At 67.8% G+C, this 12,104-nt stretch carries 16 protein-coding genes; 7 read left to right on the plus strand and 9 right to left on the minus strand.

Features of this window, described 5'->3' with window-relative positions; genetic code table 11:
- Nucleotides 1-20: 20 nt before the first annotated feature.
- Nucleotides 21-1,292, plus strand: coding sequence for an EAL domain-containing protein (locus BUB75_RS18505; protein ID WP_218617613.1), 1,272 nt, complete (start codon nucleotides 21-23; stop codon nucleotides 1,290-1,292).
- A gap of 2 nt (nucleotides 1,293-1,294) precedes the next feature.
- Here the strand turns inward: BUB75_RS18505 and BUB75_RS18510 are convergent, their stop codons facing one another.
- From BUB75_RS18510 to BUB75_RS18520, 3 genes are read right to left on the minus strand one after another with little or no spacing between them, the layout of a single operon-like run.
- Nucleotides 1,295-2,398 carry a DNA alkylation repair protein gene (locus BUB75_RS18510; RefSeq protein WP_073259167.1) on the minus strand — a complete coding sequence of 368 codons (1,104 nt, stop codon included), beginning with the start codon at nucleotides 2,396-2,398 and terminating at the stop codon, nucleotides 1,295-1,297.
- Nucleotides 2,399-2,458: 60 nt separating this feature from the next.
- On the minus strand, nucleotides 2,459-3,064 hold the full coding sequence (locus tag BUB75_RS18515; RefSeq protein WP_073258799.1) for a TetR/AcrR family transcriptional regulator: 606 nt from the start codon (nucleotides 3,062-3,064) through the stop codon (nucleotides 2,459-2,461).
- A 2-nt stretch (nucleotides 3,065-3,066) separates the two neighbouring features.
- Nucleotides 3,067-3,921, minus strand: coding sequence for an SDR family NAD(P)-dependent oxidoreductase (locus BUB75_RS18520; protein WP_073258800.1), 855 nt, complete (start codon nucleotides 3,919-3,921; stop codon nucleotides 3,067-3,069).
- 97 nt (nucleotides 3,922-4,018) lie between these two features.
- On the opposite strand from BUB75_RS18520, the gene BUB75_RS18525 reads away from it, so the two are divergent.
- Nucleotides 4,019-4,471 carry a hypothetical protein gene (locus BUB75_RS18525; RefSeq protein WP_073258801.1) on the plus strand — a complete coding sequence of 151 codons (453 nt, stop codon included), beginning with the start codon at nucleotides 4,019-4,021 and terminating at the stop codon, nucleotides 4,469-4,471.
- On the opposite strand, the gene BUB75_RS18530 is transcribed toward BUB75_RS18525, so the two are convergent.
- Entirely contained in the window at nucleotides 4,458-4,847 is a 390-nt protein-coding gene (locus BUB75_RS18530) for a YciI family protein (protein WP_073258802.1), read from the minus strand. The two genes, BUB75_RS18525 and BUB75_RS18530, sit on opposite strands and share 14 nt — an antisense overlap.
- Nucleotides 4,848-4,867: 20 nt before the next feature.
- The gene (locus tag BUB75_RS18535; protein ID WP_073258803.1) at nucleotides 4,868-5,236 is read right to left on the minus strand and encodes a VOC family protein; all 369 of its coding nucleotides are present in this window, start codon (nucleotides 5,234-5,236) and stop codon (nucleotides 4,868-4,870) included.
- A 510-nt stretch (nucleotides 5,237-5,746) separates the two neighbouring features.
- Here BUB75_RS18535 and BUB75_RS18540 point away from each other — a divergent pair.
- Genes BUB75_RS18540 through BUB75_RS18550 form a run of 3 tightly spaced genes read left to right on the plus strand, consistent with a single transcriptional unit; the run spans nucleotide 5,747 to nucleotide 6,791 of the window.
- Complete coding sequence (locus BUB75_RS18540; protein ID WP_073258804.1) at nucleotides 5,747-6,286, plus strand: hypothetical protein; 540 nt, start codon at nucleotides 5,747-5,749, stop codon at nucleotides 6,284-6,286.
- 35 nt (nucleotides 6,287-6,321) lie between these two features.
- The gene (locus BUB75_RS18545) at nucleotides 6,322-6,504 is read left to right on the plus strand and encodes a hypothetical protein (RefSeq protein ID WP_143175288.1); all 183 of its coding nucleotides are present in this window, start codon (nucleotides 6,322-6,324) and stop codon (nucleotides 6,502-6,504) included.
- Nucleotides 6,501-6,791, plus strand: a complete 291-nt coding sequence (locus BUB75_RS18550; RefSeq protein ID WP_073258806.1) for a hypothetical protein — start codon at nucleotides 6,501-6,503, stop codon at nucleotides 6,789-6,791. The genes BUB75_RS18545 and BUB75_RS18550 overlap by 4 nt, the downstream gene beginning before the upstream one ends.
- Nucleotides 6,792-7,250: 459 nt before the next feature.
- Here BUB75_RS18550 and BUB75_RS45275 read toward each other — a convergent pair whose 3' ends face one another.
- The 4 genes from BUB75_RS45275 to BUB75_RS18565 all read right to left on the minus strand — a co-directional run bounded on the left by BUB75_RS45275 (nucleotide 7,251) and on the right by BUB75_RS18565 (nucleotide 11,300).
- Complete coding sequence (locus BUB75_RS45275) at nucleotides 7,251-7,751, minus strand: hypothetical protein (protein ID WP_143175289.1); 501 nt, start codon at nucleotides 7,749-7,751, stop codon at nucleotides 7,251-7,253.
- A gap of 312 nt (nucleotides 7,752-8,063) precedes the next feature.
- A complete protein-coding gene (locus BUB75_RS44290) occupies nucleotides 8,064-9,062 on the minus strand; it encodes a TIR domain-containing protein (RefSeq protein ID WP_084741460.1) in 999 nt (332 codons plus the stop codon).
- Nucleotides 9,063-9,178: 116 nt separating this feature from the next.
- The gene (locus BUB75_RS18560) at nucleotides 9,179-9,874 is read right to left on the minus strand and encodes an HAD family hydrolase (RefSeq protein ID WP_084741462.1); all 696 of its coding nucleotides are present in this window, start codon (nucleotides 9,872-9,874) and stop codon (nucleotides 9,179-9,181) included.
- Nucleotides 9,875-9,917: 43 nt separating this feature from the next.
- Nucleotides 9,918-11,300 (minus strand): helix-turn-helix domain-containing protein, encoded by a 1,383-nt coding sequence (locus BUB75_RS18565; RefSeq protein ID WP_073258808.1) that lies wholly within the window; start codon nucleotides 11,298-11,300, stop codon nucleotides 9,918-9,920.
- Nucleotides 11,301-11,501: 201 nt separating this feature from the next.
- Here BUB75_RS18565 and BUB75_RS18570 point away from each other — a divergent pair, with 201 nt between their 5' ends.
- Both BUB75_RS18570 and BUB75_RS18575 read left to right on the plus strand, forming a co-directional pair.
- Nucleotides 11,502-11,822 (plus strand): hypothetical protein, encoded by a 321-nt coding sequence (locus BUB75_RS18570; RefSeq protein ID WP_073258809.1) that lies wholly within the window; start codon nucleotides 11,502-11,504, stop codon nucleotides 11,820-11,822.
- Nucleotides 11,823-11,848: 26 nt separating this feature from the next.
- On the plus strand, nucleotides 11,849-12,031 hold the full coding sequence (locus tag BUB75_RS18575) for a hypothetical protein (RefSeq protein WP_143175290.1): 183 nt from the start codon (nucleotides 11,849-11,851) through the stop codon (nucleotides 12,029-12,031).
- Nucleotides 12,032-12,104 lie beyond the last annotated feature (73 nt).

Below are 12,104 nucleotides of genomic sequence, written 5' to 3' on the forward strand. Positions count from 1 at the left end.
GGAGACCAGGCGGAGGCCGGATGAGCACCGAGCTGGTCACAGGGCTCGCGAGCGGGTCCGACTACGACCCATTGGACGACGCGTCGTCCTGGTGGGGCGGCCAGAAGAGTCGGTCCCGTCCGACGATGCCCCCTGATCCGGCGCAGGTCCGGAGGCAGCTGGCGTGGCGCCGGGCGATCCAGGGCGTGCTGGCCGATCCGGAACAGATCCGGGTGGTGTTCCAGCCGATCGCCGACCTGGCCCGCGGCACGGTCGCCGGATACGAGACGCTGGCCCGCATCGACGTCCCGGTGCCGGGGATCGGCGACCGCCTCTCCCCCGATCAGTGGTTCGGCGCCGCCGAGGAGAACGGGCTCGGACCCGCGCTGGAGGGCGTCGTCATCGCCAGGGCGCTGACCCGGCTGGGTGAGTTGCCGCCGAACGCATTCCTCACCGTGAACGTCAGCCCGCATCTGCTCGGAACGCCGGAGCTCGACGAGGCGTTCGGGAGCGTCCCGGAGCTGTCCCGGGTCGTGGTTGAGCTCACCGAACACGTCGCCTTCGGCGACCTGGAGTCGATCACCGCCGAAACCCGCCGTCTGCGTTCTGCCGGCGCACTGATCGCGGTGGACGACGCGGGCAGCGGTTATGCGGGCTTGCAGCAGATCCTGGAGCTCCGCCCGCAACTGGTGAAGCTCGACCGGGCGCTGGTGGCCGGAGCCGACCGTGACCCGGCGCGGGCGGCGCTCGCCGAGCTGCTCGGTCAGTTCGCCGGGCGCCTGGACGCCTGGCTGCTCGCCGAGGGCATCGAGACCGTGGGCGAACTCGCGACGTTTTGCCGGATGGGCGTACCGCTCGGCCAGGGATGGCTGCTCGGACGCCCAGCGGACCGGATGATGCCGCTCGCCGACGAGGTGCGGGCTCGCGTGCTGGCCGAGACGACCCGGGTCGCGGTGACCGACGCGATCGCCAGCGTGATGCTGAGCCGCGTGACCGTGACCACGGCGGACCGGGTCGAGAACGTGAAGACGACGGAGCCGGCGGTGGTCGTGGACCGCTCCGGGGCGCCGGTCGAGATGCTCGCGCCGGACCCGCGGGACGGCGTGCCGCGGCGGCTGCCGGTGAGCCTGCGTGTGCTCGCCTCGGACGCCGCCGACGACGTGCTGATGCGGGCGCTGACCCGCCCGGCGGCACACCGATTCGATCCGGTCGTGTGCACGGACTCGTGGGGACAGGTGATCGGGCTCGTTCTGGTGGACGAGTTGACCCGTCACGTCGTCGGCGCTCGCCCCCCGGCCCGCGCCGTCACCTGAGCTCATCCCGGCGGCCCCGCGTTCAACGTGAACTCGCTGCGCCCGGCGGCGACGCCGTTCAGCTGCAGCTCGATCGCGTGCACCCCCGGGTAGTAGCGACGGGTCGTGATCGGGCGGAACGAGTGCTCGCGGGAGATCTGCCGCCGCTCGCCCGGCGCGAGCGTGGCGGTGGTGAGCTTGAACGTCTTGCCGGCGAGCCGTCCGTTCGCCTTGCGGTGGTGGACGATGTAGTCGACCGCGATGACGGCCGGCGCCGACGCGGTGTTCGTCACGGTCGCGGTGAACCGCACGGACCCGCCGAACGGGATCTCGACCTCGGCGAGCGTCGGCCCGACGACGTCCAGCACCGCGCCCGTGGTGAAGCCCAGCAGCGCGAGCGCACCGGGATGCCCCTTCTTCACGAGCGTCCGCAGGCCGTGGCGCACGACCCGCTCGGTGTTCGCATCCGGCGCCGAGAGCCAGGCCGCCGCGGTCTCTACGACGAGGTCGGGATGCTCGCGGCTCAGGTCGTTCAGGTGGTTGGCGACCGAGCGTCGGACGTACTCGCTCTCGTCGCGGTAGAGCGCCGACAGGATCGGCAGCGTCGCCCGGGGCCGCGCGAGGATCGCCGGCACGCGTTTCGTCCAGGGAAGGAACGGCCGGGTGCCCTCGGTGGCCAGCCGTCGCACGTGTTCGTCGGGTGACGTCGTCCAGGACAGGACGATCGGCAGCGCACGGTCGAGGTCGTGAGCCAACAGACCACGTATCGCGAACTCGCTGGTCAACCGGGGCGTGAGCTCCGCGAGCAGGGCCAGCCCGTCGTCGAAGGCGGCGTCGTCGGCCAGCGCCCGTGCCACGACCGCGGTGGTCACCGGCCAGATCAGCCACCCGGTGAACGGCCGCTCCCCGTCCTGAGCGGCACGGATCGTCGCCGCGAACGCGTCGTAGCCGCCCGGTAGATCGGTGAGCAGCGCATCACGGATCAGGTCGCTACGCTCGCGCAACGGCAGCTCGCCCAGCTCGACGGCCCGGAGCGCGGTGAGTGGATTTCCGGGCGCCGCCTCGGACAGCGCGTCGATCAGCGCGGTGAGGGCGGGCGCCCCGAGCAGTTCGTCGGCGAAAGGCATCGCGATCTCTCCCGGATCCGAGGACACCGCGCATCTTGCCCTCCAGGTCCGACAATTTCGTCAGCCCTCGGCCGGCGCACGAACTGCCTGCCAGATCCGCTCCGGCAGCACCCGGACGGCTTCCGCGAGGTCGAGGCCGGGCACGCCGGCCAGATAGCGCCGCGCGGTCTCGGCGACCGGACCGATGATCAGCATCTCCAGCAGCGGCTCCGGCAGATCCACGATTCGACCGGCGCGGACGTGCGGCCGCGCCCACTCGAAGATCGGCTCGATCGCGGGCTTCTTCGCCGCCGCGACGGTTTCGGCGTGCGCGGCCAGGTAGCCGGACACCGCCGACGCGTGGATGAACCGTGCCGCGGCCGGCTGCTCCGCGACGAACGTCAGGTACGCGGCGGCGATGCCCCGGACCCCGGCGCGCGCGGTCCGTGCCGTGGTCAGCGGTGCGGCAACCGCCTCCAGCAGCGCCACCATGCAGCGTGCGTACAGCGCCGCGGCCAACCCGTCGGCGCTGCCGAAGTGGTGGTACAGGCTCCCCAGGCTGACGCCGCTGGCGGCGCTGATCGCCTGCACCGTGAACTGCTCGGAGCCGCCCTCCTCGTGCACGGCGAGGGCGGCGTCCAGCAACCGCTGCGCGGTTTCGGCGCCGCGCTGCTGTTTGGGTGACACCGTCAGTTGGCCGCGTCGGACGTCACGCCGGTCAGCGCGGCGGCCTGCGCCCAGACCCGCTGGGCCAGGTCCCGGTCCGCGGCCGGACCTTCCAGCGGTGTCAGCTGGTCGAGGTGGTAGTACCCGCCGTTCCCTACCGGTTCCGTCACCAGTCGGACGATAGGCCGCGCGCCTTCCTCGGGGGCGGCCCAGCGGCGCTTCACCACCTTCAGCACCAGCCCGAGCGGGCCGGAGCGGGCGCCGAGCCCGGTCCGGATGACGCCCGGGTGGACCGCGTTGATCGTCACGCCCCGGTCGGCCCAGCGTTCGGCGAAGAGCGGCAGCGTCAGAACGTTGCACAGTTTGGTGTCGGCGTACGTGCGGAACCCGCTGAAGTCGGTGCCGACCGGCGTGCGTTCCAGGTCGACGCGTCCCTTGACGTAGATGCCCGCGCTGACCTGGACGACGCGGGCCCGCGCCGCCACCAGCTCGGGTTCCAGCAGGTGGTTGAGCAGGAACGGCGCCAGGTGGTTGACCGCGAACGACTCCTCGACGCCGTCCGTGGTCAGCACCCGCCGCGCCGGCCAGAGCCCCGCGTTGTGCACCAGGACGTCCAGCCGCGGGCAGGCGTCCCGAAGAGCGTCAGCAACCGCCCGGACGCCGGACAGCGTGCTGAGGTCGCCGACCACCGCCACCGGGGGCGGGCCCGCCGCCAGGCGGGTCAGTGCTGCCACCGCAGCGGCACCGTTCGCGGCGTTGCGGGTGACCAGCACCGTGCGGTGGCCACGGCGCACGAGCTCCACGGCGACGGCATACCCGATGCCCCGGTTGGCGCCGGTGATGGCCACTGTCCGCGCGTCGTCTGCTTCCTTCGCCATGAGGGGACCGTACGCGGAAACCGAAACTTTTTCTAGAAAAGTTTTCTAGTTGACGAGCGGCGCCGAGCTTGGGACCGGGCTCGCCTAAGCTGGCCGGGTGCCCGCCGAGTTCGACCTGCTGCCCGGCCACACCGGGGCGGTCGGTCGACGTCAGCCGGACGGCGAGCTCAGCACCACCGCCGAGACCGGCACCGCGTACCGGGCGGTCTGCTCGTGCGGCTGGCTCGGCGCGACCGAGTACCCGGCGACCGATGTCGGCAGCTGGTCCGCGACGTCAGAGTGGGCCGCGCACGTCCAGCCGTTCCTCGCCGCCACGCCGCCGCACTGGCTCCTCAACCGCTCGGACGTCCTCCGCGACAACCTGCAGGAGCTGGCGACGACGTGGCCGCTGCAGGCGCTCGGGGTGCTGGCGGAGATCGAGCGGTGGCACCGTCCGGCGCTCCAGCAGGCGGTGGACGCCGCCCGGGCGGCCGGCAAGTCGTGGGCCGAGATCGGTGCCGCGCTCGGCGTCACCAGGCAGTCGGCGCACGAGCGTTTCAGCCGACGCTGAACGTCCCGATCGGACGGACCTCGACCGCCGCGAACCGCGCGTCGGGGATGCGGGACGCGATCTCCGACGCACGGCGCGGATCGGCACACTCGACCACCAGGTACCCCGCGAGATGTTCCTTCGCCTCCGCGTACGGCCCATCCGTCACGAGGCGGACGCCGTCCCGCGATCGCACCGTACGAGCCCGCCGCGGCTCGGCCAGCGCCACACCCTGGATCAGCTCGCCGGACTCGACGATCTCCCGGCGAAGCTCCTCCCACTGCGCGGTGAGGTTCGCCTGCTCGTCCGGCGGCAGTGTCCGGAAGTCCGGATGGTGGCGGAAGACCGGGTGCTCCCACTGCTCGGGGTTGCTGTAGATCAGCAGCAGGTACTTCATCGCGGGTTCCTTCGCTCGGCCTACGCGGACGGGCCCGCGACGCCGATCAGGTTGCCTTCCGGGTCGGTGAACTGCCCGACGGTGAAGTCTCCCGCGGACGGCTCGGGGCCGAGCACCCGCGTTCCGCCCAGGCGCTCGGCTTCGCGCAGCGCTTCCTCGACGTCCTCGACGGCCACGTAGAACAACACGTGCGGCCGGACGCCGGCGCCGATCCCGCCGTTGATCCCGGCCTCGCTGCTGTTGATGAAGCCGTAGGTTCCGGGTGGGGAGACGGTCTCGGTGGTGGCGTCGCCGACGGTGGGGTTCCAGCCGAAGAGGGTGCCGTAGTAGCCGCGGAGTGCGGCGGGGTCGGTGCCGATGATCTCGAAGTGCACTACCGGGCGGCCCATGGCGTTCCTTCCGTGTCCGCGGCGCCGGATTGGGCGCCGTCAACACTTGGTCGGAGCCGATCCGCGGTTCTCGACACCGGCGCGACGGATGCGGATAGGTCCAGCCCTGGCTGGACCTATCCGCATTTCATCCCGGAGCGGCCAACGGCAGCGGCGGTGGCTCAGACATTGAAGCGGAACTCTGCGCGGGGCGGCTGCGACCTGCTGCGTTGCCGCTGACCAGCCGCGCGGGCCTTCGCCGGTTGCCACTCGTTGACACCGGTTTCCGGGGTCTTGTGCCCCGTGGGTGCCCCGGCCCTGGGGACTTCCGCGTGCCGACGCTGGCGGCTCTGAGCTGAGGACTAGCGCGCGGACTAGGAGGTAGCGAGCGAACGGACTAGTTGCGGGACCTTCTGTACCGGTCGTTACCACGGTCGGATAGACGCACCTGGTTGCAAGTCGGCCCGGGTCGGTGTTGGAGCACCGTCCCGGGCCTTGATCCACTCCCTTGGCTAGAAGGGCGAAGACCCAGTGACGGACTCTATCGACGTACCCGGATCCAGGTTCCGGGTTGAGCTCGACGACGGTCAGATCGTCGAGACCGACGGAAGCACGATCCTCGATCCCGAGAGCGGCGACCAGGTGCCCGCGGTCGTCCTCCGGATGAGCCGAGCTCGCGCGCACGTCCTGGCGCACGTGCTCGAAGACTGGTCTCGCGTGGCGCTCGTGTTCGCGACGCTGCGCTCGTCGTGCGTGACCGAGCGGGCGTTGGCGCTGACGCTCGATTCCGGCGCCGCGTTGGCCGGCGACGCTGGTGCCACGCGATGCGCTGTGCGGGTGTCCGAGCGAGTGACGACGGCGCAGCGGCTCGCCGCGGTTGACGTGCTCAAGACTCGCGAGCGCGACCTATCGCCGTTGCAATGCATCGCCGTTGTCGATGCGGCTGCCCGATGGATGAGCGAGGAAGCTGGCGAGGAACTGGCGTGGGCGCTGCTCGCTGCGGTGTGCTCGGACACGGCAACGACGAACCTCGCCTACACCGAGCTGCTCGACTCGGGTAGTGAGCGGTGATGCGCTGGCACCGCGAGTTGACGCAAGAGGACGTCGTGAGCGCCCGAGCGGTCCGCGAGCTGCACATGCCGTCCGAGTCGGATGCGCTCGGCCGACGCAAGTGCGTCTCGGCGCTGCACCTGATCACGCCGCCGTCGTGGCCGTGCGAACAGATCAACTGGTCCGACGCTGTACTCGCGGCGGAAGCGCGCGGCGAGATCCCGGCGGACGAATCATGAGTACGGAGTACGGACATTTGCCCGACGGGCAGACCGAGACGCCGCCCCAGGCGCCCGACGGTTGCGCGGTGTCCGACGTCATCGCGGTCGTCATGCGCCTGCTGGTCGATCGCGGCCATCCGATCGACTCTGCTGCCATGCGCCACGTCGCGACTCGAACTGCCGCGGTGGGGCTGCTACTGGCATTCGAAGTTCGGCCGCTTACCGACGATCACCCGTGGGACGGACCGCCTTATTACGGGCTGGGGACCGGTGGCCCGTTCCAACACGATGGGGGCCTTAAATGATCGCACAGAACTGAAGGCTCGCTATCACTCGGCGGCGCTCGGCGGGCGGGGGGCGGGGACCGGCCGCCAGGCCGCATGCCCCAGCCCCCTGCCGGCCGAAAGCGCCGCCGAAGTCGTTGGGCAGTGCCGATCAGATGTCGTAGAAGTGCACGTGGTCATAGGCGACCTGGACGCACGTTCGACATTCTGGGCCTGACCTGCGGTGCGGGCGGTGGCTGTTGGTGGGCGTCGGTGGCGACGGGTGAACCTCCGACGGCCTGGCGACGGCCTGGCCTTGACTCGAATCGCCCGCCTCCCGGACGACGTTCCTGGTCATCCGACATGGTTGCCTAACGCTAGGGCTGGACCTGCGCGATCGCCCCGTGGAGCCTGCCAGAAGTAGCTGCCGCTAGTGCGCAGTTAGCAGTGATTGCCGTAGGGTAACCCATGGCGCTCGTGTCGGCGATACACCCACCGCCATCAGCGAATGGGATTATAAATCTCACGTTGGGCCGATTGGAAGAATGCGTCCATAAAATGCAACATTTGCGGGCGATTGCGTTGCTCGATAGCCACTAGTTGCGTGAACTTGTTTCCATAGCCGCTTCCGTAGCCCTTATTGTAGGCGTCTATTAGCTGGTCTACTAGATTCATTATGCCAGTGGCCGTATTTATTGTGTCGGAACTTCCCATGAATCTAACCTGCGTGAAAAGTGTCTGCAAGGCGATTCGATTCTTGTTTAGCTCATGGTTAATCATTGTTTCGCCGGCTTGATCGACCATGAAAGACTGGATTACTAAATGCACCTGAGCCAGAAACTGTGAGTAAATCTCGAGCCGCTCCTTATGCCAGTGCTTTAGATCGTCGCGCCTCTCTCGTTGTCGCTCAATTCGGATAGCAACCGCCTGTGCCGTGAGGACACCCAAAAAGGCGGAAATACCAGCAATCAGGGCTGCTCCCCACCAGGGACCACTTTGCATGGCCGCAAAGTATCGCAGCGGCGGCCGGCGGCGCGCCTGTCAACGGCGGCTTGACATCCCAACGGCGGATCGCGCCGCCGGCCGTCGGTCTGCTCGGCTCTGCCCGGGTCGTCGGTAGACGGGATGCCCCCCTCCTGCCAGAGATCCCCGCCGGAGGCACGCCTTTCGTCTTTGGCGGCCCTGCCGCGTTTCGCACCCAGCCATCCCGGCCGCTTCCGGCCCCAAGCCGGAAGCGAGCCGGGGTTCCTTCGGTGGCGGGTGCGGCGGCCCGTTCAGGGCCGCCCTTGACTAGGAAGAGAAAGTTCTCACCGCCTAGGTAAAGTCGCCTGCTGATCGCCAGCCGTCGTGCTCCATGTCGACGGTAAGTCCAGCGGTTCGTAGTCGGGTTCCCAGTTGGCGCCGTGATTCCACGTCATTTGTAAGGCGGAGAACGTTCAGGCCCGTGATATCACTCATGGGTCGAATTTTGCCAATTTCAACGAATATGACGCTGTTTCGGCTTCTTGCCATCGCCATGCCTGCCTCGAAAATCACGTTCATGCGAGGCTGGCCACTTGGCTGCCGTTCTTCTGGGCCGTCGTTTACCTGGATGAATTCCGGCGAGAGTTGTCCGAGATCGTCCGGAGTCAGAAGCACGACGACAATGTCTGCTGCGTCCATACCGGCAATAACCACGTCACCCGTATAGGGAGTAGCCACTCCGGTCGCGGCTTCGGCCTCAGACCACGTGATCGTTCGAAGGTCAAATGCTCGGAGCAAGGCAGTTAGAGAGTCGCGCTTCGCTAGATCCCGGCCGTGCACAAGAAATACTCGGCGTCTACTTGGAACGGTTGCGGTAGTTGGCCCCTGTGTCTTTTGTGCATCCCGGATGGGAGAAGCTGACGATATTTTTGGCACCGTCGTCACCGGATCAACTTCGTCTAGCTCAGTGCTCTGGGTTCCAACTTGGCGACGCCATCCAGTTTCCCCGTAGAGACTTTCATATAGGTCGATATCATTTTTTTGCAGCCATGCCTTTAGGCCAATAAAAGTGGTCACCGTCTCAAGATTTCCGAAGGCGACTTCTCGGCGAGACGCAATTCCCTTAGAGCCCGTCTGCTCATCAAGAATTATTGGAATCATTTGATATACGCAGGCGGAATAATCGTCGTCGCCGAAACGCATCGACCGGAGGAGTCGAGGATGACCCTCGATATCGTCGAGCGTATTTGTAATTAGCCCAATCTCATGCCACTTGCCTTGATCGAACGTGTCAATGATCGCTCGCGCGACGGCTAGTTTTATTATGTTCGGGGGTGCATCTTCGAGCATTTGCTACTCCCCTTCAGCCGTGTTGTGGTCTTCAAGCTCGCGCGGACGTACCCAGTACCGTCGAGGTCCAGTGTGTCAGCTGAGCATTCGCTCGATGGCAAGACAGCGGATGTCTCTTAGATCATCGGCTGATGGGGGGCCCGCGATAGGTCATCTTTCAGTGAGGTTGCCAAGGTGTCCAACCCTTGGATACTGCTGTCGGGCGCAACGGCTCGAAGCTCGGAGGGTGAATCGGCGCTTCCTGGCTCCTGCACAAAGCCCCAAGGGCCGCGCCGAATCCAGACGGTGACTAGGCCGGCCCTCGCGGCGGGGGCGATGTCGTTGTCCAGGCGGTCGCCCACGTAGGCGATCTCTTCCGGCCGGTGACCGCTGACCTCGATGAGCTTCTCGAAGAACGCGACGTCAGGCTTGGTGACGCCCCAGTCGTCGGACGTGGCGAGCAGGTCGCACGGGAGGTTGAGCTCCCGTAGGAACTGGCCGGCGCGGACCGTCTGGTTGCCTGCGATGCCGACGAAGTACCCGGCCTCACGCAGCTCGGACAGGCACGTCCGGACGTCGGGGTAGAGGTTGAGCGCGTTGAGGTACTCGCCCATCCCGGCGTCGATCCGTGCTTGACGTTCCTTCTCCAGGTCAAAGCCAGGCTTGAAGTGTTCGAAGACCGTGCGGTAGTCCTCGCCGCGGGCCAGGACGGCGCCGAACATGGCGGAGAAGGTGTGGCGGGGGACGCCGAGCCAGTCGGCCCAGGTGCCGTACTCATGGGATTCGTCGATGAGGGTTTCGCCGACGTCGAACCAGACAGCGCGGATGGGCACGACGGGAGAACCTCCTGGCTCGGCGAACAGGGTGAAGTGCAGGTTAGACGAGTGCGATGAGCTGTTCGTCGAGCAGGCGCACTGCCTCCGAGGTCTTCCACGGGGCCACCGCGGTCCGGAACTCGCGGATGCGGTCGGCGCCGGTGGCGTAGCCGGCCTGGTGCAGCTGTTCGGCTGCGTCGCCGACGATGCGGCATGCCTCGTCGAGGTTGCCGTTGTGCAGCTCGACCGTGGCGAGGTCGACCAGGAACACGGCGCGCTGCTTGACGGCGGTACGCGGCAACCGGCCCAGCGCGACGGACAGCGAGTTCTCGGCGTCGCGGTACTTCCCGGCTCGGAGGGTGGCGTAGCCGGCGAATCCTTCCAGGCGTGTGGAGTCGTAATAGTCGAACCACACGAGCTTCGTCGCGGTGGCGTCCCGGCGGCCGAGTGCCTCGCGGGCGCGGTCGATCGCGGCGAGAGCGGCCTTGGGCTGTCCGGCGTTGGTCTGCATCTCCGACTCCACGGCGGCCAGCCACGAGGCGACCGGGCCGTGCGGGTGCTTCACGACGTGCCGGTTGGCGGCCTGGAGGTAGTCCAGCGCGGCCGGAAAACCGTGCTCGCTGGCGGGGATGAACGCGGTGTGCGCCAACGCGCTAGCGGCCTGGAGGTGGTCCCCGGCCTCACGGGCGGCTTCCAACGCGAGGTTGTAGTAGCCACGAGCGCCCATCGGGTCATGCAGGTCGAAGAACGCTAGACGGCCGGCGAGGGTGGCGACGCGTGCGCGGTTCTCGAGCAACCGCAACCGATCGGCCGGCGCCGGACCCTGCCGGAGTAGGTCGGATGCGGTCGCGAGGTGCGCGACGACGGGCGTCATGAGCGATGCGGGTGCGGTCGAGTGGTAGAGGGTCTGGTAGCGGTCGGCGAGGGTGTCGAGGTCGGCGATTGCTGCGGGGGTGGGCTTGCCGGAACGGGTGGTCTCCGGTTCGCCGAGCCCCAGTCCGGCTGCGGCCGGCGTCAGGCCCATCAGTTTGAGCAGTGCACGGCGGTGCATGAGCTCGTCCTTCCAAGCGTCGAACATCTTCGGCTGGAGGATCTCCCCGGCGGCGCCGAGTTGATCCAGTACCGAAGCAGCACCACCGAGGGTGGCGACCAGTGAGCCCTCGTCCGGCGCGGCGGTGGGACTGGTCCGCGGCTTCGACCCGGTGGTCTTCACTCGCAGGTAGTCCGCGTCCACACCGAACAGCAGGCACATCAGGTCCCGGTAGCGGGTGCTGACGCCCTTGGCGCCGCGTTCCCACTTGGCGACCATGTCCGCGTTGACGCCGACCCGCTCGCGATTGTGCAGCCACGCGAGACGGATGAGCTGGTCAGCAACGTCCTGCTGGGTCCAGCCGCGTTCCTCGCGGAGCTGCCGTAGGCGCGGGCGGTTCGGGTCGCTGGTCACGCGTCGCCTCCCCGGTGGGTACTGCCTCGTGCCTTCGACCATTCCCGCTATCCCTCGCGCTCGGTAGTCGGGACTAGTCAGCGGACTAGTCCGGGACTAGCTCGCGGACCAGTTCTGACCGTCCATTCCGGCGTTCCATAAGTATGCGACGCCAACACGGGGCGCCGCAGACCCAAGGTTCACCAGGGAGCGGAAAACCCAATGCGCCTCGAAATCAAATGCGACGGAATCGAATTCGTGGTGTCAAAGGCACCAGAGAACAAGAACGACAACGATGGACGCCCGAAAGCGGACAAGGGCACCGGAGAGCTGCTCTTCACCACCGAGATTGTGGCGATGGACGACTCCGGCGCCGAGGTCATCAAGGTGACCACGGTCGGTGCTCCCAAGGTCGGCCGCCGGCAGCCGGTCAACGTGGTCGGACTGATCGCGATCCCGTGGGCGGTCGATGGCCGCTCGGGTGTCGCGTTTCGCGCCGACTCGATCACCCCGGTCAAGTTCAACACCGGAGCGGCTGCCTGATGCCCCCGCTGGCCGAAGGCGACGCGATGGACTGGCTCCGCGAGCAGTACCACCGGGCCGAAGCGCAGCGCGCCGAAGCAGCCCAGAACGAACGAGCTGCCTTTCACGCGTGGCAGGAAGCGATGGCCGTCTATGACGCGGCCAACGACGCCACGACGGACGCCTGGACGGTGCTCCGCGAGGCCACCTCGACCGAACACGACACCTAGGGACGCGCGCCCGGCCGGTCCACGGCGGCCAACCAGCACCGGCCGGGCGCTCCCACTCCTCACCCCCACTTCA

Source organism: Cryptosporangium aurantiacum, assembly GCF_900143005.1.
Taxonomy (GTDB): domain Bacteria; phylum Actinomycetota; class Actinomycetes; order Mycobacteriales; family Cryptosporangiaceae; genus Cryptosporangium; species Cryptosporangium aurantiacum.